The sequence below is a fragment of the Endozoicomonas sp. ALB032 genome, from assembly GCF_049310125.1.
Taxonomy (GTDB): domain Bacteria; phylum Pseudomonadota; class Gammaproteobacteria; order Pseudomonadales; family Endozoicomonadaceae; genus Endozoicomonas_A.
In genome coordinates this window covers 6,146,155-6,163,895 of the sequence record NZ_JBLYNW010000001.1, presented here as the reverse complement: position 1 = coordinate 6,163,895, position 17,741 = coordinate 6,146,155, and the positions used below count along the sequence as shown (strand labels likewise).

Here is a 17,741-nt window from a genome sequence, read left to right as displayed (position 1 = left end):
TAATAGATGTCAGAATTTTATATTCAGCCACAAAAACGGCCAGATCAACAGATTGTTTTCAGATGCAGCGAACCTGTAGCATAGTGCGAATGACTGACAATGGTCTATAAAGCTGGACTGAGTCGGGCAGAATGTCAACGCTGCTCTTGTTAATGCCGGTGCGCGTCAGTAACATTATGCACAGCTTATGACTGATCTCTTGGAGTGGATAGATGATTACCGGTAGCCTTGTAGCGCTTGTGACCCCGATGCAGGACGATGGAGAGCCGGACTGGGAACGTCTCCAGAAACTGGTTGAATTTCATATAGAGGAAGGTACTGATGGCATCGTGGCAGTGGGTACTACCGGAGAATCTGCTACTCTGACCGTGCAAGAACACTGCGAAGTGATTAAACGGATTGTCAGACAGGTTAGTGGCCGTATTCCGGTGATTGCCGGTACCGGAGGAAATTCTACCCAGGAAGCTGTTTTATTGACAGCAGAGGCAAAAATCCTGGGAGCTGATGCCTGCCTGCTGGTGACTCCTTATTACAACAAGCCAACCCAGGAAGGTTTGTACCTGCATTATAAAACCATTGCTGACTCTGTGGCCATTCCTCAGATTCTCTATAATGTACCCGGTCGTACCGCCGTGGATATGTTGCCTGAAACTGTGGCGCGTCTTTCCGGTCACGAAAATATCGTGGGTATAAAAGAAGCCACCGGCATTGTCGAGCGTGGCATCGAGATTCGTGAACTGTGCGGTAATGACTTTGCTATATACTCCGGTGATGACGCTACCGGCATGGAGATGATGTTGCAGGGCGCTAACGGTGTTATTTCTGTAACCAATAATCTGGCTCCTCGGAAAATGCATGAAATGTGTGTAGCGGCTCTTAATGGAGATCGCGCTACAGCCGAGGCGATTAACGCTAAACTGGACGGATTGCATCAGAATCTGTTTGTTGAGGCGAATCCGATTCCTGTGAAATGGGCGTTGTCGGAAATGGGACTGATTGGAGAGGGCATACGCCTGCCACTGACGCCCTTGTCCGAAGGTTGCCACCCGGTTCTACGTGAAGCCTTGAAGCAGGCTGAACTGATTTAATTATTCAAGGGACCAGGCGTTGAGCCTGATCCCGGCACCTGATTATGACTGAACCCGGGAAACGAAGGTATCATCCGGGGGATTGTTATGGAGCTTTTCAGAATGGAGATCGTATGTCGCGAGTGATGAAAACCTTGCCGGTTATGGCCTGTGCTCTGGCACTGGCAGGTTGTTCCAATCCATTCGGCAAGGAGGGTTATTTCCGGGATAAATCCGGTGATTATACTCAGGCACGGGTGACCAGGTCGCTGGAAATACCTGAGCAAATGAATGCAGAGCCCATGGTGGAATCCTTGTCTATTCCGCCCATTTCTGCGGACCACTCGCAACTGGAATCCGATTTTGATGTGCCCAGACCTGACCAGCGCCTGACTCAGGAAGCAGGTGGCGTCTATACCATCGAAAGGGCAGGTGATGAAGAGTGGTTGCTGGTGGGGCATTCGCCCGGTGAAGTCTGGCCAAAAGTTCTGGCTTTCCTGGAAGAAAACAACATTCCGGCCAGATCCCGGGATGTCAAACAGGGCGTTCTTGAAACAGAGTGGACTGATCTGGGCAAAGACCCGGAAAAAGGTTATGTCTCCCGTGCCTTCAGTAAGTTGATGGGTGCTGAGGTGACCGGTCCTGTTGAAGATCGTTTCCAGTTCGAAGTGCGCCAGGGTGTGAAACCAGATTCCTCTGAGGTGCGTTTGAAGATCAAGTCTCGCGCCGTTCCTGAAGAAGGCCAGAGAATCACCACTGAGCCAGGGTGGAACAACTTTGCTGGGCGCAGTCAGAAGATGGTTGACAGTATATTGAATGAACTGCTGCTGTTCATGGTGCGTGATGGCAGTGAAAAATCCGTCTCTTATCTGGCTCAGGATCTGAATCTGGGCAACCAGGCTGTTATGGAGCAGGACGGTGCTGGTAATCCGCTACTGAGAATGGATCAGCTCTCCTATGCCCGTAGCTGGTCTGCTGTTGATGCTGCACTGCAACAGGCTGGGGTGGATGTGACCGATAAGAACCGCTCCGCAGGTATTTTCTACCTGCAGGTAGATCCTGAAGGAGTGGTCAAAAAAGACAAAGAATCCAGTGGCTGGTTCAGTGGTTGGTTTGGCGGCGATGAAAAGAAAGAGGCACCCAAGGATGTTCTGTTAATGAGAGTTTCAGAATTGAATGGGGTCGTCAGGGTCTCGGTAGAAAAGGATGCCAATACCTCAGCACCTGCCGAGATCAGTCGTAAGTTGCTGAATCTTGTGAAGGAAAACCTCAAATAGGGTAGAATCGCATTGTAAAAGCCAGTCTCCATGACTGGCTTTTTTGTTTTGTTTGCCAGGCAACGAAACAGTTCCATGGAGCGGCTCCTGTTCGCTTCAGTTGATTGTCCATTAGTAGAATGCAGGATGTTGGCAATGAGCTTTGCTGATAAAGTACTGGCCGTAAATAACGACCTTCCTATTCGAACAGAGCTTCCCGTGCACTCAGGTAAGGTCCGCTCTGTTTATTGGTTGACAGAGGCGGACAGCCGTCGTCTGATCAGGGAAAAGGGCTATGATGTAGCCGGTGATACGCCTCTGGCTATCATGGTGATTTCTGACCGGATGAGTGCCTTTGACTGCATCTGGAAGGGTGAAGGAAACATGCAGGGTGTACCCGGAAAAGGGGCTGCCCTGAATGCGATCTCCAATCACTGGTTCAAATTGTTCAGGGAATCGGGGCTGGCTGACAGCCACATACTGGATATTCCCCATCCCTTCGTCTGGATCGTTCAAAAAGCCCGGCCAGTGATGATTGAAGCGATCTGTCGTCAATACATTACAGGATCCATGTGGCGTGCCTACAGCAAGGGTGAGCGTGATTTCTGTGGTATCCGGCTTCCGGATGGTCTTGAGAAGGATCAGAAATTACCGGAGTTGCTGATAACACCTTCCACCAAGGGTATTCTGAAAGGGATTCCCGGTGTGCCGGAGGTGGATGATGTTAATATCACTCGTGCTGACCTTGAGGCAAATTACAGGTCTTTTAACTTTCACAAGCCCGAAGATATTGATCGTTATGAAAGGCTTCTTAAAGAAGGCTTTGATGTCATTTCCGAAGCCCTTGGCAAGCTGGATCAGGTGTTTGTGGATACCAAGTTTGAGTTTGGGTATGTCGCCACTGCCAGTGGTCAGGACAGGCTAATTTACATGGATGAAGTAGGAACACCGGATTCATCCAGAATCTGGGACGGTGCGTCATACAGAGTGGGTAAGGTGGTGGAAAACTCCAAGGAAGGTTTTCGCCAACAGTTGCTGAATTATTTTCCTGACCCTGACATTCTGCTCAACAAGGACAGAATGCACGAGCGACGGGCCCTGGCCGAAGAAAACGAGCTGCCTCAATCCATTATGATGGCTGTATCCAGAACCTATCTGGATATTGCTGAGCGCATTACAGGCGAGCCTGTTCAACTCTCAGACAGCCCCAAAGCCGAAATTGTAGCCATTCTCAAGGATCAATATGGTTTGATTGATTAAAGGTTTTAGTCGGGCGTTCTTCAGTCGTTTGAGCCGGTTGACGGGGGTTGGCCGCTTAATAGCGATTGGTTATTAGCGAAAACCTGCGGTATGACGGTAATTTGCCCTCTTTTTTCAATAGATGATCTGAATAAGGCTTACGTCATCTGTTTTTTATGCACAAATGTCAAGCCCTTGACGTCAAAAAAACGCATCGGGTCTAAGTAATTGATTTTATAAGGATGAGTTGTAACTTGTTGAAAATTAAAGAAAAATAATTGATCAAAAAGTGATCGATTTGTATGTGAGGCAGTAAGAATCAGTCTTTCTGAATGATTTGGCAGGTTCTTCCACAAAGTTATCCACAGATTTTGTGGGTAAGATTGCAGTAATGCTTCACTAACAAGTCATATGAGCTGCCTTTAACGCCCTTTATGACAACTTTTTATTAAAGAATGCTGCACTCCTGACGAGGCGGCTAGAGAATCTGAGTATGAACGAATTGCCGAATATTGTTGATCTGACAGAAGAAAATGTTCGAGAAGTATTAGTTGAACAGTCGGCCCAGCGACCGGTGCTACTGGATATCTGGGCTGAGTGGTGTGAGCCCTGCAAAAGTCAGCTACCGATTCTGGCCAATCTGGTAGAGAGCTATCAGGGTAAGTTTTTGTTGGCCAAACTGGATGCAGATCAACCTCTGGGTCAGCAGTTAATGGCTCAGCTGGGTGTCCGCAGTGTCCCGACACTGGTTTTCTTCCATCAGGGACAACCTGTGCAGGTGTTGTCCGGTTTACAGACTGAGGTGGCTCTGAAAGAAGTGCTGGATCCTTTGACAATGAGCCCTGTGGAGCGTATACGTTTGCAGGTCGATCAGTTGATTGACGAGGGGCAGCACGAGCAGGCGCTGCTGCTGTTGCAGCAGATTTTACAGGAAGAGCCCGAAAATCAGGCGCTTCAGGTACTTCAGGTTAACCTTCTGCTGGAACTGGATCGTGTTGACGATGCCAAAGCCTTGATGGCTGCACTGCCTGCCGATGCCGCAGGCATTGCCCAGCCCAGGGCGAAGCTGGCTTTCTATGAGATGGTGGTCCGGGCACCGCAAATGGCAGAACTGGAAGCTCGCCTTCATGATGATGAAAACGATCATGAGGCTCGTTATCAGCTTGCTATCCGTCAGGTGATTGCCGATGACAATGAGCAGGCCCTGGAAAACCTTCTTTTGATTGTCAGAACAGACCGTGCCTTCCGTGAAGACGGAGCCAGACTGTTAATGTTGAAGGTTTTTGATCAGTTGGGGGCTGGAGACCCACTGGCCAAGCTTTATCGTGGCAAGCTGTTTGGGTTGATGCATTGACGGATTAGTGAGTTGGTATGAGTTGGGCTTCCTGTGAAGGGAAGCCCGGTGGCGGGTTTTCTTACCTGAACCGTCGCTTAAGATTCAGTTGTCCCTTCTGTAAGTCCGCCTAGCGCCTCTGCCAGGTCATTGATCAGCTTTCTCAGGGAAAGGCTCATGACTGCGAAATCGGCATCGAATTGTTCCGCCGCAGTTTCTGCTTCTACTTCGTCCAGTTGATCCTGGATCACTTCAGTGAACTTCAGCTTTCGTACAATCAGATCATCACTGAGCACAAAAGTTTGTGCTTCATCCCATTGCAGGGACAATTTGCTCACCTGCATGCCGCCCTCCAGGTGAGCCTGAATTTCTTCTGTGATCAATGCCTGCCGACGGACATTGATTTGCCCACCCTCATCACCAGGCTCTCGCAGGTCGCATTCGTCACCCAGAATAAAGGGGGCTGGGACAGCAGGGTTTTCTGAAAGCCATTGTGTCATGGACGCTGAGGGCAGGTTCTTTAAGGGGGGGTTAATAACCGGCAGGCTACCGAGGCATTCTCTCAGACAGCTGGTCAGTTCTTCTGCTTTCTTGAAAGAAGAAGCGTCCACAACCAGCCAGCCCTCTCTTGTATCCATGTAAGCGAACGTTTTCTGATGTTTGGTGAAAGCTCTGGGCAGCAGCTCCATCATAATGTCGTCCTTGAGCGCTTTTTTTTCCTTACTGAACACTTCCCGTTGTTCTTCCTGTTCTATCGTTTCTATTTTTTCTTCCAGGGCATCTTTGATAACACTGGCGGGAAGAATCTTTTCCTCTTTCTTGGCGCAGATCATGACAAAATCACCACTGGTGTGAGTCAGCATATCTCCATGGCGACCCAAAGGTGGCACCCAGCCATAAGAGCTGATGTCCTGACTGTTGCAGCCACGAAAGCGTTTTTCAGAGAGCTTTTCTTCCAGCTCTTCACTGTTCCATGCAATGGGTTTGGTGAAACGATAGAAAATCAGGTTTTTAAACCACATGATTGAGTCCATGCAAAATTGAGTGCCTGCATTATACGCATCAGGCTTACGCTAAGTGAGAGAATGTGTGTTGTTTTCGGTATTGAGTATTCATAAAGCTGCTTTAACCGGGAAGGTTTCTCGTAGCCTCAATATCCTTTTGCAATGCTATGTTATCGATACTTATAAAAAAAGTGTCTAAAGGCGGTTGCGTGAGGTTCGGTTCGCTGCTTATAATGCGCCGCGTTGTTGAGAGACACACGGCCATGACCGAAGGGTGATTAGCTCAGCTGGGAGAGCATCTGCCTTACAAGCAGAGGGTCGGCGGTTCGATCCCGTCATCACCCACCACTTTGAATGTTAAGACGCAAAGTGGCAGGTTAATTGAGCTGTATAGCGGACCGGTAGTTCAGTTGGTTAGAATGCCGGCCTGTCACGCCGGAGGTCGCGGGTTCGAGTCCCGTCCGGTCCGCCATCTGATTCAGGATGCAGTAGTCGATGATTTCTTTTTCATTACTTCTCTCAATCAGGACTTGAACGACAAATGTCTTCATGTATAGTCGGTACCGACTCGTCAGCCAGGGGTCGTTAAAAAATACTTTGGGTGATTAGCTCAGCTGGGAGAGCATCTGCCTTACAAGCAGAGGGTCGGCGGTTCGATCCCGTCATCACCCACCAGTTTTTATAGAGAGCAGTGATTAAATGTGCTCTTTATTAAATGAATGCGGACCGGTAGTTCAGTTGGTTAGAATGCCGGCCTGTCACGCCGGAGGTCGCGGGTTCGAGTCCCGTCCGGTCCGCCAGGTTTCTTGATTGAAAGCAAAGATTGTACGACAGGCGCAATCGATCTCTGAAGCGAAAAGCTTCAGATCAGGGTGATTAGCTCAGCTGGGAGAGCATCTGCCTTACAAGCAGAGGGTCGGCGGTTCGATCCCGTCATCACCCACCAGATTTATAGAGAACAGTGATTAAATACTGTTCTTTATTAAAAAGAATGCGGACCGGTAGTTCAGTTGGTTAGAATGCCGGCCTGTCACGCCGGAGGTCGCGGGTTCGAGTCCCGTCCGGTCCGCCAGGTTTCTTGATTGAAAGCAAAGATTGCACGACAGGCGCAATCGATTTCTGAAGCCAAAAGCTTCAGATCAGGGTGATTAGCTCAGCTGGGAGAGCATCTGCCTTACAAGCAGAGGGTCGGCGGTTCGATCCCGTCATCACCCACCAGATTTATAGAGAGCAGTGATTAAATACTGTTCTCTATTAAAAAGAACGCGGACCGGTAGTTCAGTTGGTTAGAATGCCGGCCTGTCACGCCGGAGGTCGCGGGTTCGAGTCCCGTCCGGTCCGCCATATTCAAGAACCTAGTGATTTTTGTCGCTAGGTTTTTTTCGTTGTTTAGCCCTAAAAAATACGGTTTTTTCACTCCTGCCTGAGTTTTCATCCCCCACCTTTAGCCGGACAGCTTATCTTTCGGGACTCTGGGGTTCTCCAAGCGTTTATGCAGCTTGGCTTTGAACTGTTCTCTCACCGTGGAGTTGAGTTTCTGCCACTCTTTCCACGCCAGTGCAGAAAAATCCAGCTCATAGGTCATCAATATTTACCCGAATCCGCTCATCATTTTTGCGTTCTTCGACGATGGCAGCGAGTTCCAGGTCGTCCAAAGCATCGAGCATGGCTTCATAAACATGGGCTGGTACTGCATAAAACACGGGTTGATTGCGATTCAGGATGGCCACGGTTTCACCATTGGCTTCTTTCAGAACGGCCATCGGGTTCTTTTTTAGTTCGGATATCCCAGCACTGACGTCAGCGAGAATAGGATGGACTGAGGCCATAGCAAGCTCCTTTTACGGTTCATTAAAAGATCAAATAATAGACCTATTAATAGATTTCTTCAAAGGTTGTTTAAATGGTTAATAGCCTGTCAGTCAAAAGCCCATATTTTGAAGGCTTCTTCAAAGGGCTGAGACCAGACACTCCCCTGACAGTTTCCGAATGGGCTGATCAAAAGCGGATTCTTCCAGCAAAAGCCACCAAAGAAGCAGGACGCTGGCGAACTTCCCGCACACCGTACCTGAAAGAGATCATGGATTGTCTCTCACCATCGTCACCTGTTGAGCAGGTGGTATTTATGAAAGGTGCCCAGGTGGGCGGCACTGAATGTGGCAATAACTGGCTGGGCTATGTGATCGATCATACCCCCGGTCCAATGATGTATGTGCTGCCCACACTGGATATGGCCAAGCGGACATCGAAGCAGCGCATTGCTCCGATGATCGATGAAATGCCTGATCTTCGGGAGAAGGTAAAAGATCCACGGAGCCGTGACAGTGGCAATACATTGCTGACCAAAGAGTTTCCCAATGGTGTGCTGATCTTTACCGGAGCCAACTCAGCGGCAGGGTTGCGCTCGATGCCTGCCCGCTTTCTGTTTATGGATGAGGTGGATGCCTACGACGATGACGTGGATGGCGAAGGCAGTCCTATCAATCTGGCGATCAAGCGAACAGCCACTTTTAGCCGTAACCGTAAAATATTGATGGTCAGTACGCCCAATATTGCAGAAACCAGCAAGATTGAAGCGGCTTATGAAAGCAGTGATAAACGACGCTATCTGGTTCCCTGCAATAGCTGTGGACACTACCAACCGATCGTCTGGGCCCAGATCATCTTTGATAACCATGACCCGGCAACCACTCGGTTTGAGTGTGTACAGTGTGGCCACAAGCATTATGAAAAAGACAAACCTAAACTGCTCACTAATGGCCATTGGCAGGCTGAAACTGAAAAGAGTAGCAAGGTAGCCGGTTTTCACCTGAGTTCGCTCTACAGCCCTAATGGCTGGTACAGCTGGCAAAATGCGGTAGAGGACTTTCTTGCCGCCAAAAGTAACTCGGTACAATTCAAGGACTGGACCAATACGGTACTTGGTGAGACATGGACGGAAAGAGGTGGAACGGTAGAGCATACCTTGCTCTACCAGTGACGGGAACATTACCCGGCAGAGCTGTCCTGGTGGGTGGAGATGCTGACGGTTGGCTTTGATGTCCAGGATGAGCGTTTTGAGTTTGAAGTGACGGGTTGGGGAGCTGGAGAGGAAAGCTGGTCTATTGATTATTTGCGGCTTTATGGTGACTTATCCCGTCAGCCAATATGGGATGCCCTGGCGGATATGCTGTATAAAACTTACACCCGGCAGGATGGCACCAAAATGAATGTAGCTCAGTTCTGCATAGACTCTGGTGGTCACTACACCGATGAGGTGTACGCTTTCTGTCGTAAGCAAGGAGCCGATTGGGCAATTCCAGTTAAGGGTTCATCTCTGGCTGGCAAACCTATCGCCACATTTCCCAAAACGAAAAAACAAGAAAGGGGTTTACCTGACATTGGTTGGCACCGATACTGCTATCCGTGAGCTATTCACCACTGGGCAACGCTTCACTCCAGAAGCCCGAAATATCAGCTTCAGTGAAACCCGGTTTGATATTGCCCCAAGCAATGCCCATCTTTCGTTTGCTGACTTGCAGCTACACATTGAAGTCGTCGTTTAATAGCAATCCAATGCCATCTGCTCCAGCGTCGCCAAGTCAACCATTTCAAGCGCTGCCATATTGGTCGCAGCCAGGTAAACCGGCGGGGCAACACCTGCCTTATGAGCCTCCACCCAGCGACTTACGCACAGACACCAACGGTCACCGGCTTTCAGGCCGGGAAAGCCAAACGCAGGATTAGGTGTGATGAGGTCGTTACCTTTGGACAGGGAAAATTGCAGGAACTCATCGGTCATCCGGGCGCAGACCGTATGACTGCCGGAGTCCTGTGGACAGGTATGGCAATATCCGTTCCGAAAGAAGCCAGTCATTGGACTCTGACAACAAACCTCTAACTGTCTACCAAGCACATTGAGCTGTTCAAACAGCATTTCTAACATGTAAAACCCTCCCGTGATTAACCCATGGCCTACAAGATAGGAGAAAAACCATGTCTAGGATAGATCGTAGTTTTATTGGTGCCGGAAGCATCTACCTCAAACCTGCCGATGGCAGCGCGCCTCTGCTGCCCGTTGGTAACGTCAGCGAGTTCAAGTTCAGTTTTGAAGAAGATAAAAAGGAACTGAAAAACTACCTGGGCGGTGGCGGTAACCGAAACACTATCAGCCGGATCTCGTCTATTTCTGCCAGCCTCACTGCCCACGACTTTACGGCAGTTACCGATGAACCCCACACGTCTTTTGGTGTGGCTGATGAACTGATCCCGTTCGATAAAATGCCTGACCTGACCAAGACCATTACGGTTAAGGACAGTCTGAGTACCACTTTGGTAGTAGGCGTTGACTACACACTGACCAAAAGCCGGGATCAAAGTCATTGCAGGCTCTAAAATGGCAACTTAGAAGTTGCCGCCGTCTTCTATTATCGAGTATCTCAATATTTTCTATGCATGTCCCCGGTTTGATATAACTTTTGGATCATCCGAATCAACACTGGTAACGGTTAAAATCAATGATTCCTGAAGGTAGCAAGGTTATAAATAGATTACAGCCAACAACGGCAACAGGACTAGCCAGGCCCAGCTCAGGGGTGGATTGTGACTGTGTTAGTGGGCAGAAGGCTTTTATTCAGGAGGTAAAGGGGTCTGCGCCGGATTTAATGCATCATTAGGTGGTGGTTTGAGCACATCAGGCACCAAGGCTCAACTCAGGTTTTCGTAAATTTATAATTACCAGCCATTGTTTATTCCTCCCCCCAAACTGAAACTGTCATCGTATGAAGAACTAAAAGAGTCATGCGTATCCGTACCATACAGGCTTCCACCTACATCAATGCCGCCAATGCTGTCGTCCATCATCGGTAAACCCGTGGCAGGATTTATGGTAGGGCCTCTGGAAAAAACGTCATCATTAAAGCTATGCATGGATGAGGAGTCAATGGCGTTATCGTTCTCAAACAAAGAAGACGACAATGAATCTAAGCTGCTATGAGCAAACGAGTCATCGTCAAAACCACTGTCTCTGACTGAACGATCGAAGCCACTGCTACTACCTGAAAAATCAGTTCCTTCTGTAGGTGAATCAGCCATTTTATAGAGCAGCGCACTGGCAATGCCGCCTAAAATCAGCGCCACAGGTCCGCCAAGGATCAACAATGCCACATTCACCAAAATCAGGAATTTCTTGTTTTTCATTTTTTATTTTCCCTCTACGCTGCTTCGTATTCACGGTGATGCCTTTCTATAAGTGCCTCTATTTGCTTATGTTCATCTCTGGTCATGCTGATTTGTTCGTTTTTTGGCAGATTTTTGATCCACGACTCCAGGTTTTCCAGCTTAACCACGTCGGTTTGCGGGTTGTCCGGACTCATTGCCGGATAGATTACCGCATTTTTATGGGCATAGATTACCACCGTTTTTATTGGCCATTTGTTCATATCATGATCTGTCAGCAACCTTTTGAATAACCCCCGGGTTCTAATGACCTGCTTTGAAGCATTTTTATAATCGTAGGTTGAACCGTTGGTTTTGATCTGCCTCCACATCGGCGTGTTGTCACAAAAAATCTGGCCAGAGTGATATTTGACCTCTGCCATAATAAAACCGACTCCTGGCACACTTATGACAAAATCAATCTCAAAATTCTTACCAGCATAAAAAATATTCTGGCTACCAATAAAGCCATAGATCACTTTTCCCTTTAACTCCGAGAGCACTGCTCTTACTTTGGCCTCGCCAAAGTTTCCGGCATCTTTGTGATCGTTAAACGGCGTTTTAATCTCTTCAAACTCAGACTCTACTGTGACTTGTGATGCTGGTAAGTCTGAGCTACTTCTATCGTAGCCATGCTTAGGATGATAATCACTAACATCATAATTTTGCTGACTGCTTTGGTTTTGTTCAATCTCGTCAGGTGCAATTTTCTTGTCCATCTTTGAGAAAAATGTCCTGAAGAAAGATACAATGGCTTTTGCCGCAGCAACAATAAGAAATAGCCACATGAAGGCGCCAAGGTACAGAGTAAGCAGCATAGAGCCTAGAGAGTCTTGAGCAATAACAGCTACAAATAAAACAAACAAAAAGCCGAACAAGCCAAATTTTAACAGTCCTTTCATAAGCTACCTCGTCAGGCTCCCTATAAGAATTGGTTGACAGAGCCTCCTTAACCATAATCAATCAAGTCAGGTTGTTTTATCAAGTAGAGTTTCAAACCGCTGGCTTCAAGCAATAAATGCAACAGAGCCCTTAATAAGGGTCAGCCTGCCGTGAAACTTTTTGTATTTATTTAGTATGTTGAGATAAAAGATACTGCGCCGGGTCCGGCGCAGTTAGAGAGACTTGTACGCAGGCTCCCTTTCCAAGTCTTTCAACGTGCGATTATCATCTGTTCTCCAGGCAGTTAAACCATTGGTGCTTTGACCTCTGATTATGGCGGCAGCTGCACTGGGGCTGGTGAATTCATAGTCCTCAGTAAAAATATAACAGCTGTCATCAAGAGCCAGTATGCCTTTTTCAATGAGCTTTGATCTAAGCTTGATTATTCTTTCTGGGCAGGAGTCAACCGCTTGCTCTACCGCTTGAGACCCTTGGAAAATAGTGAACCCGCCTTCTGATCGCTTTCCTGTTGCTGTGAGCTTTCCTTTCACTTTGCATAAGAGTATCTGGTTAGAAGCATCAGAAGGTTTGTCAGGGTTAAGAAGCTTGGGTTTTTCAGGAGAAAGGCTGGTGGATGTTAGGTGGTGAATGCCCAGTACGGGTAATAATTGCAGCATCCTTTCTATGTAAACATCCATCTCAGCACGATCGGCTTCAGGCAGTGAAGAACCACTGGAGGCACTGTTCATCACAACCACTCGCTTGCTGTTGTGGGCCTGTTGGATCAGCTTTCCTTCAATGTAACGAATATGAGCTTTGGTCAGGTTATCGTCTTTGCTGACGAACGCTGATGTATGAACCCAGTAGTCCTTATTTTCATTTTTGGCGTGCTGCTTAAGACGACTGGAAACGTCCTCTGCTTCACCAATGTAGATCACAGGCTCGTTTGAATCTGCATCAATACCAGAGAGCAGATAAACTCCCGGACTTTTAAGTTCTGGGCGGCTCAGAAAGTCATCAAGATCACTGCGGGGGCCAGCAATGGCCTTGCCGGTCCAGTTTGAGATCTCTGCGGTACGAAGGCCTGTTGGGCTGCCCTTGACGAGGAAGAGTTTGATTGTGGCTGGTTGCATAAGCTTAATCGAGAGGTCATTTTAAACCGGTGATTTCAAGTCTTTGTTTGCCGGAGGTAACAATACCAAAAGTAAACAATTGGATTCTACTGTCATCAATCACGGTAGCACGTGATATGTCGTACAAGCGGTTGTTTGAGCAGAATTCTCAGCTACCAACTCCCAGAGCCTATACCCAGAAAAAACGAGGTCAGCCCAAAAACAAAAAATAACCCAGTCAAAAGACAGTATTTGATGACATACCCAAAGGTCAGCTCCTGATCGGCAAGCCTGATGATGCCACCAATGATAAGTTTAAAGGCAAAGTAACACCCAGAGAGAAAGAATCCCCAGGCGAGTAAATTAAACATCAATTCCAAATCCATAATAAAAGTTCCTTACAGCAGCCGACGGTTATTTTTCTTCAATAACGCCACATATGATTTCTGAGAACAGATTCCCGACCTGTTTCTTTCAATGGTTGTAAGCAATATCAAGAGCGCTCATGCATAACATTTGGTTATTATTGATTTCTGTCTATCCAAGTAAAGTTATCCTGAATAAGCTTCTGCTCACCCGACCAACGATAAGCCACCAGTCTTCCCCCAGGGCGTGCAACGCTGTAGTCAACACAGGCAACCTGGTCACTCATTGGCCCGGGCTGTCCACTCATCCAGTAATGCCCGACAAATAACGGTACTGTATCCGTGTAGCGATAACTTTGTTCGGGCAGTGGAGTGTTCGGCAATTCTGCTTGTCCTGTCCCGATGGTTGCATTTGACCAATGAATCGCTTGTTCATCCCACCAGCGAATGCGGGCAGCGGTTCGCAGATTTCCTTTTTTATCTCTGAAACTAACGCCTGGTGGTAGTTCCAGCTCTACCCCTTTCAATAGGTACTCTATTGCATGGTAGAGCGGGTGTGATTTATCAGAAGCTGGAACATAAGCATCCGGTGTCAGGCAGTTATTTTCATCGAGAAAGGGGGCGACAATAGGAAAGCTGGTGTGATGCCATACTGCATGGATGATTCTTAACTGAAATAATTGGACACCCTTATATTTGACAAACTAACATTTTTTATTTTTTTCCTTTATATGGACGTCCTATTTTTTTCACTTAACTCTTGCCAGTGGGTGGCAAGGGTCAAAAAATCAACAGAGCAGGGGAACTTAACACCTTTCAGGCTCACATCCCGTGCTGTGAGATAGAAATCGTAAAATTGAACGTTGCGCTCGTTTCGGCTCATTGACGTGGCATTTGATGTTGTTGACTGGGATGAAGATTTTATAACTTTGAACGTTGGTACGCTATACACCAACTACTGATATTTCAGTGGATCTATTTATAAAAATTTGAAATATGGCTGTTATCAGAAAATTCTGCAAACGGTTCCCCACCCACCGCCATACATAAAAACGATTATCTTTGGGTAGTCGTTTTTTTTATTCACAGATGGCCAGGTTTCAGGCGAAAAAAAAGCTAGTACTGAACCAGCTTTTTTGGAAGCGGAACGTGCTTTTTGTCAAAAGCGACGACCGCCTTCACGATTACCACCAAAGCCACGACGAGCGCCGCCGTTGTTGTTGCGGGGACGTTCGGTTGCGATACTGACGCGGATGCTGCGACCCGCCACATCCTGACCATCCAGAGCAAGAGCTGCTTCTGCAGCATCTGCGGAACTGAAAGTTACGAAAGCAAAGCCACGAGAACGACCGGTTTCACGATCAAGGATAATTTTCGCCTCCTCGATTTCGCCGAAGGCACCAAAAGCCTCTTCCAGATCTTGTTCTGTTGCGGCGAAGGCCAGGTTACCAACGAACAGTTTGTTTGCCATTTTTCCTCTATCTCCGGGGACGCTGTAGCTGCTTTTCTGCGACCTTTCAAAGCACCAAGTGTCGTTGGAGACACTGTCTTTTCGGGTATCAGGTAAGAGTACAATGTTTAAGTGAGATTCCATTGTAGCACGTAGATCAGTGGAATGAAGGCTTGTTATATTTATTATTTATTACTGATATCGTTTGTATCACTGGCATATTGCGCCATCTTCGTTTACTCAGAGTTAAACCAGAAGAGCAAACAGGGTTATGTGTTTTTTAAATCTTATTGGTAATAGTGTACCTGTTGAAAGAATAAATACTTATCTCGTAGGTAATTGCCCTATTGCTGTTGATATCCTTCGCCTTGATCAAGTTGATCCGCTAATCAGCGGTAACAAGTGGTTCAAGCTTAAATACTTTCTCATTGAAGCGCATTCAAGAAAGATCAGAACACTTTTAAGTTTTGGTGGCGCCTGGTCTAATCATCTTCATGCTATGGCGGCCGCAGGTTATCGGTCTGGCTTTCAGACAATAGGCATTATTCGCGGTGAGAAACCGGCTAAACCTTCTGCCATGTTGCAGGATGCAGAACGCTGGGGTATGAGACTGATCTATGTCAGTCGTGCTGATTATAAGAAGCGATACGAGACTGAGTATCAGCAGGCGCTTTTAAAACAACTGTCGCTCTCTCTGGATCAGCTGATGATTGTTCCCGAAGGAGGCTCGGGCGAAGAGGGTGTCAGGGGATGTGAGGATATTCTTGACGCAGGCTCCATCCGGGCTTCGGAATATGATGAGATCTGGCTCGCCTGTGGTACCGGAGCCACCATGGCCGGCATTATTCGCAGTGCAGGCAGTGACACCCGCGTGAGGGGGGTTGCCGTGCTCAGGGGAGCAGGCTTTCTGAAGGATGATATTCAGCAGTATCTCTCCCCGGCCGCAACACGATGGAATCTTGAGCTCGATTACCATTGTGGCGGCTATGGCAAAACCACCCCCGGTCTTATTCAGTTTATTCTGGAATTCGAGCGGGAAACCGGAGTCCCTCTGGACCCGGTTTATACGGGTAAACTATTTTTCGCTCTGAAAAAGATGGCCCAATCGGGAGGGCTGTCGGGGATCAGCAGGCTGCTACTCATTCATACCGGCGGCCTCCAGGGGCGTCGTGGCTTCAGGGAGTGGGCTACTTGAATTTATTAATCAGCGAGCCCACGGTATCGGTTATCCCCGAAGGAAGAGCCGAACTTAACAGCCCGGCGGCTTTGCCACTGGGGCTAGCCTTGAGATAATCGATCAGTATGGTTGAAAACTTCGAAATCATCTCGTCCTTCAGACCCAGTTTTGTAAACTGCTGACTCAGGGTGTCGAAATTGCCCAGTAAACTGGAACTGCTTAACAGCGACGATGAGTTTTTGTCATGGGTCACTTCCGGAGCTGCCTTTAATAAGTCCGATGTTTCCGGTAGAGCTTCCTTGATTACACTGAAGTCTTCTTTTGATAATTGGGAGTTGGCTAACTGAAGAAGGGCGCCTGCACCTCCTTCGGCCTGGAACTTGCTGACATTTAGTTGGCTGGTCAGGGTATCAATCAACCCCATGGCATGACTTGCCGGTGATTGCAGAACAAAAAGAGTGGCAAGAATGAAGAACAGCTTACTGCAGAAACGGTTGATGAAGAAGCTCCGGCGTTTCATAAAACAATACCCTATTAGCAAAAGTAATCCTTTTAATTATTTATCAATGCCGATAAATAGTTGTTACAAATTGTTATATAAAAATGATTGGTTAACAAGAGTCGTTTATATTTTGGCGGCTATTCTCGCCCTGGCTTCCCAGTCATCGGGCACCACAAAAAAACGACTGTTTTCACACAGTTCACCCTCTTTTTTATGGCATCGAACCACCATTTGAGGGCGGGCACTGTTGGATAGTTGCAGTTGCAGGCGCTTGATCAGTTCGTCTCCGGAGAGATGAGTCGCTGTATCAGACAGGCCTCTGTAGGACGATAGCCAGAGCGATTTTGGCAGAGGCAGGTAGCAGACTTCGCCTTCCTCGAGTTCCAGCCAGGACGACAGCTGATTAAAGGGTAGCCAGTGTCCTCTCGGATGATAAACAGAGCAATCTTCCGGGGGTGGGCAGATGCCTGTGACCGGATAAAAAAGGTATCCCTGAAAAAGTATTTCCGTCTCTATCCCTGAGATATCCAGAGCGTTGAGTGCACGTTGTCCAGCCAGCGTCTGTGAAAGCGTAATCTGATGGTGCAACATATGGTTGAGCTTCTTGTCCATGCGGTCGTGCAGACCTGGTCCAATCCAGTGGTGCCACGGGCTGGCCGAGTGAGTGTGGGAGGGAAGACCCAGGTAGTACTTGACGGCGAGTTCCCGGTGAATAAAAACCTCGTCCTTGAGGGACTTGAGAATCAGGTCGAACTCACCCAGTGTCTGGTGATTATTCTGAATCTGAAGATTGCAGGCAATCAGCTGATAGTTTTCTGAATGTCTGAGGATGTATTGCCAGAGTGATTCATAATAGATACCCAGCAGATGACTCCGTCGCTGACGCAGAATCTCTACTAGCTCTGAATAGCCAGAGCCTGTAATCTGGGCATTATGCACCGGGCAGGTTGCCGGGCAGATAAACCTCGCATCATAATCAGGGTTAATGATGGAAGGGCTGCTGAGTAACCATTGCACATCCCGGGCTATCTGCTGATGAGAGAGGCGAATCATTTTTGGCAGTTCATGGTGTCCGAACGATGGCTTTGAATAATAAAATGATGGCTGATCATTGCCGACTGTGAGAAGCCGACAGGTGATGAATAAGAGTAACAGATT

Annotated in this window: 19 protein-coding genes, 8 tRNA genes and 1 pseudogene; 16 read left to right on the top strand and 12 right to left on the bottom strand. The window is 47.8% G+C overall.

Features of this window, described 5'->3' with window-relative positions:
* Nucleotides 1-212: 212 nt before the first annotated feature.
* From dapA to ACO6VG_RS23080, 4 genes are all read left to right on the top strand, one after another.
* Nucleotides 213-1,088 (top strand): 4-hydroxy-tetrahydrodipicolinate synthase, encoded by an 876-nt coding sequence (gene dapA, locus ACO6VG_RS23095; protein ID WP_422138442.1) that lies wholly within the window; start codon nt 213-215, stop codon nt 1,086-1,088.
* Nucleotides 1,089-1,201: 113 nt separating this feature from the next.
* Nucleotides 1,202-2,344, top strand: a complete 1,143-nt coding sequence (bamC, locus tag ACO6VG_RS23090; protein ID WP_422138441.1) for an outer membrane protein assembly factor BamC — start codon at nt 1,202-1,204, stop codon at nt 2,342-2,344.
* Between the two features lie 135 nt (nt 2,345-2,479).
* On the top strand, nt 2,480-3,583 hold the full coding sequence (locus tag ACO6VG_RS23085) for a phosphoribosylaminoimidazolesuccinocarboxamide synthase (RefSeq protein ID WP_422138440.1): 1,104 nt from the start codon (nt 2,480-2,482) through the stop codon (nt 3,581-3,583).
* Between the two features lie 472 nt (nt 3,584-4,055).
* Entirely contained in the window at nt 4,056-4,916 is an 861-nt protein-coding gene (locus tag ACO6VG_RS23080; protein ID WP_422475838.1) for a tetratricopeptide repeat protein, read from the top strand.
* A 77-nt stretch (nt 4,917-4,993) separates the two neighbouring features.
* On the opposite strand, the gene rdgC is transcribed toward ACO6VG_RS23080, so the two are convergent.
* Nucleotides 4,994-5,917: a recombination-associated protein RdgC gene (gene rdgC, locus ACO6VG_RS23075; RefSeq protein ID WP_422138438.1), complete on the bottom strand. Its 924-nt coding sequence runs from the start codon at nt 5,915-5,917 to the stop codon at nt 4,994-4,996.
* Between the two features lie 254 nt (nt 5,918-6,171).
* Here rdgC and ACO6VG_RS23070 point away from each other — a divergent pair.
* From ACO6VG_RS23070 to ACO6VG_RS23035, 8 genes are all read left to right on the top strand, one after another.
* A tRNA-Val gene (locus ACO6VG_RS23070) sits at nt 6,172-6,247 on the top strand.
* Between the two features lie 47 nt (nt 6,248-6,294).
* Nucleotides 6,295-6,371, top strand: a tRNA-Asp gene (locus ACO6VG_RS23065).
* Nucleotides 6,372-6,498: 127 nt separating this feature from the next.
* Nucleotides 6,499-6,574 (top strand) — tRNA-Val (locus tag ACO6VG_RS23060).
* A 48-nt stretch (nt 6,575-6,622) separates the two neighbouring features.
* A tRNA-Asp gene (locus ACO6VG_RS23055) sits at nt 6,623-6,699 on the top strand.
* Between the two features lie 70 nt (nt 6,700-6,769).
* A tRNA-Val gene (locus tag ACO6VG_RS23050) sits at nt 6,770-6,845 on the top strand.
* 49 nt (nt 6,846-6,894) lie between these two features.
* Nucleotides 6,895-6,971: transfer RNA gene (locus tag ACO6VG_RS23045), tRNA-Asp, on the top strand.
* 70 nt (nt 6,972-7,041) lie between these two features.
* Nucleotides 7,042-7,117 (top strand) — tRNA-Val (locus ACO6VG_RS23040).
* A 49-nt stretch (nt 7,118-7,166) separates the two neighbouring features.
* Nucleotides 7,167-7,243: transfer RNA gene (locus tag ACO6VG_RS23035), tRNA-Asp, on the top strand.
* Between the two features lie 100 nt (nt 7,244-7,343).
* On the opposite strand, the gene ACO6VG_RS23030 is transcribed toward ACO6VG_RS23035, so the two are convergent.
* Both ACO6VG_RS23030 and ACO6VG_RS23025 read right to left on the bottom strand, forming a co-directional pair.
* Nucleotides 7,344-7,484 carry a type II toxin-antitoxin system RelE family toxin gene (locus ACO6VG_RS23030; protein WP_422451477.1) on the bottom strand — a complete coding sequence of 47 codons (141 nt, stop codon included), beginning with the start codon at nt 7,482-7,484 and terminating at the stop codon, nt 7,344-7,346.
* On the bottom strand, nt 7,474-7,728 hold the full coding sequence (locus ACO6VG_RS23025; protein ID WP_163373296.1) for a type II toxin-antitoxin system Phd/YefM family antitoxin: 255 nt from the start codon (nt 7,726-7,728) through the stop codon (nt 7,474-7,476). Before ACO6VG_RS23025 ends, ACO6VG_RS23030 begins: the two co-directional genes overlap by 11 nt.
* Nucleotides 7,729-7,802: 74 nt before the next feature.
* Here ACO6VG_RS23025 and ACO6VG_RS23020 point away from each other — a divergent pair.
* Both ACO6VG_RS23020 and ACO6VG_RS23015 read left to right on the top strand, forming a co-directional pair.
* A pseudogene (locus ACO6VG_RS23020) lies at nt 7,803-9,308 on the top strand (phage terminase large subunit family protein).
* Nucleotides 9,280-9,444 carry a hypothetical protein gene (locus ACO6VG_RS23015; RefSeq protein ID WP_422134436.1) on the top strand — a complete coding sequence of 55 codons (165 nt, stop codon included), beginning with the start codon at nt 9,280-9,282 and terminating at the stop codon, nt 9,442-9,444. The pseudogene ACO6VG_RS23020 and the gene ACO6VG_RS23015 overlap by 29 nt, the downstream one beginning before the upstream one ends.
* On the opposite strand, the gene ACO6VG_RS23010 is transcribed toward ACO6VG_RS23015, so the two are convergent.
* Nucleotides 9,441-9,824, bottom strand: a complete 384-nt coding sequence (locus ACO6VG_RS23010) for a DUF2237 family protein (protein WP_422134435.1) — start codon at nt 9,822-9,824, stop codon at nt 9,441-9,443. The genes ACO6VG_RS23015 and ACO6VG_RS23010 overlap by 4 nt on opposite strands.
* 50 nt (nt 9,825-9,874) lie before the next feature.
* Here ACO6VG_RS23010 and ACO6VG_RS23005 point away from each other — a divergent pair, with 50 nt between their 5' ends.
* Nucleotides 9,875-10,273: a hypothetical protein gene (locus tag ACO6VG_RS23005; RefSeq protein WP_422134434.1), complete on the top strand. Its 399-nt coding sequence runs from the start codon at nt 9,875-9,877 to the stop codon at nt 10,271-10,273.
* A 339-nt stretch (nt 10,274-10,612) separates the two neighbouring features.
* On the opposite strand, the gene ACO6VG_RS23000 is transcribed toward ACO6VG_RS23005, so the two are convergent.
* The 6 genes from ACO6VG_RS23000 to ACO6VG_RS22975 all read right to left on the bottom strand — a co-directional run bounded on the left by ACO6VG_RS23000 (nt 10,613) and on the right by ACO6VG_RS22975 (nt 15,048).
* A complete protein-coding gene (locus tag ACO6VG_RS23000; RefSeq protein ID WP_422134433.1) occupies nt 10,613-11,077 on the bottom strand; it encodes a hypothetical protein in 465 nt (154 codons plus the stop codon).
* Nucleotides 11,078-11,091: 14 nt separating this feature from the next.
* Nucleotides 11,092-11,997, bottom strand: a complete 906-nt coding sequence (locus ACO6VG_RS22995) for a nuclease-related domain-containing protein (RefSeq protein WP_422134432.1) — start codon at nt 11,995-11,997, stop codon at nt 11,092-11,094.
* A 213-nt stretch (nt 11,998-12,210) separates the two neighbouring features.
* Complete coding sequence (locus ACO6VG_RS22990; protein ID WP_422475835.1) at nt 12,211-13,110, bottom strand: GIY-YIG nuclease family protein; 900 nt, start codon at nt 13,108-13,110, stop codon at nt 12,211-12,213.
* 152 nt (nt 13,111-13,262) lie between these two features.
* A complete protein-coding gene (locus ACO6VG_RS22985; RefSeq protein ID WP_422134430.1) occupies nt 13,263-13,475 on the bottom strand; it encodes a hypothetical protein in 213 nt (70 codons plus the stop codon).
* Between the two features lie 137 nt (nt 13,476-13,612).
* On the bottom strand, nt 13,613-13,981 hold the full coding sequence (locus tag ACO6VG_RS22980) for a hypothetical protein (protein ID WP_422134429.1): 369 nt from the start codon (nt 13,979-13,981) through the stop codon (nt 13,613-13,615).
* Nucleotides 13,982-14,613: 632 nt separating this feature from the next.
* The gene (locus ACO6VG_RS22975) at nt 14,614-15,048 is read right to left on the bottom strand and encodes an RNA recognition motif domain-containing protein (protein ID WP_422134428.1); all 435 of its coding nucleotides are present in this window, start codon (nt 15,046-15,048) and stop codon (nt 14,614-14,616) included.
* A gap of 127 nt (nt 15,049-15,175) precedes the next feature.
* Here ACO6VG_RS22975 and ACO6VG_RS22970 point away from each other — a divergent pair, with 127 nt between their 5' ends.
* Nucleotides 15,176-16,099, top strand: a complete 924-nt coding sequence (locus ACO6VG_RS22970) for a 1-aminocyclopropane-1-carboxylate deaminase/D-cysteine desulfhydrase (RefSeq protein WP_422412292.1) — start codon at nt 15,176-15,178, stop codon at nt 16,097-16,099.
* On the opposite strand, the gene ACO6VG_RS22965 is transcribed toward ACO6VG_RS22970, so the two are convergent.
* Together ACO6VG_RS22965 and ACO6VG_RS22960 are read right to left on the bottom strand one after the other, a co-directional pair.
* Nucleotides 16,092-16,601, bottom strand: a complete 510-nt coding sequence (locus ACO6VG_RS22965) for a DUF2780 domain-containing protein (RefSeq protein ID WP_422138435.1) — start codon at nt 16,599-16,601, stop codon at nt 16,092-16,094. The two genes, ACO6VG_RS22970 and ACO6VG_RS22965, sit on opposite strands and share 8 nt — an antisense overlap.
* Nucleotides 16,602-16,706: 105 nt before the next feature.
* Nucleotides 16,707-17,636 carry a DUF1853 family protein gene (locus ACO6VG_RS22960; RefSeq protein ID WP_422412294.1) on the bottom strand — a complete coding sequence of 310 codons (930 nt, stop codon included), beginning with the start codon at nt 17,634-17,636 and terminating at the stop codon, nt 16,707-16,709.
* Nucleotides 17,637-17,741 lie beyond the last annotated feature (105 nt).